Here is a 432-nt window from a genome sequence, read left to right on the forward strand (position 1 = left end):
TGTACCACGAGCTGAAAGCGGTGCTTAAAGACGCCGGCTATTCAACAGCGGTCGGAGATGAGGGCGGCTTTGCGCCGGTACTCAAGAAAAATTCAGACGCCATTGAGCTGATCATTAAGGCAATTGAAAGGGCCGGTTACGCCCCTGGATCTCAGATCGAGATCGCTATCGATCCAGCATCCAGCGGTTTCTATGAAAACGGTCTTTACCATCTGCGGTCGGAAGGTCGTAAGGTCGATGCCCAAGAGCTGATTAGCCTCTATTCCTCCTGGGTCGACAAGTACCCGATTGCGGTACTGGAAGATGGCCTCGCGGAAGACGATTGGTCGGGCTGGAAGCTATTGAATACTGTGCTGGGTGACCGGATCGAGTTGGTTGGAGATGACCTGTTTGTCACCAACGTCGAACGGGTTCAGCGAGGCATCACAGAGA

The 432-nt window shown here is 53.5% G+C and carries 1 pseudogene; it reads left to right on the forward strand.

The features are described from left to right. A pseudogene (gene eno / locus KMS84_RS43930) lies at positions 1 to 432 on the forward strand (phosphopyruvate hydratase); the annotation flags it as partial.

Origin of the sequence: Streptomyces hilarionis, from assembly GCF_024539675.1 — a bacterium.
Taxonomy (GTDB): domain Bacteria; phylum Actinomycetota; class Actinomycetes; order Streptomycetales; family Streptomycetaceae; genus Streptomyces; species Streptomyces hilarionis.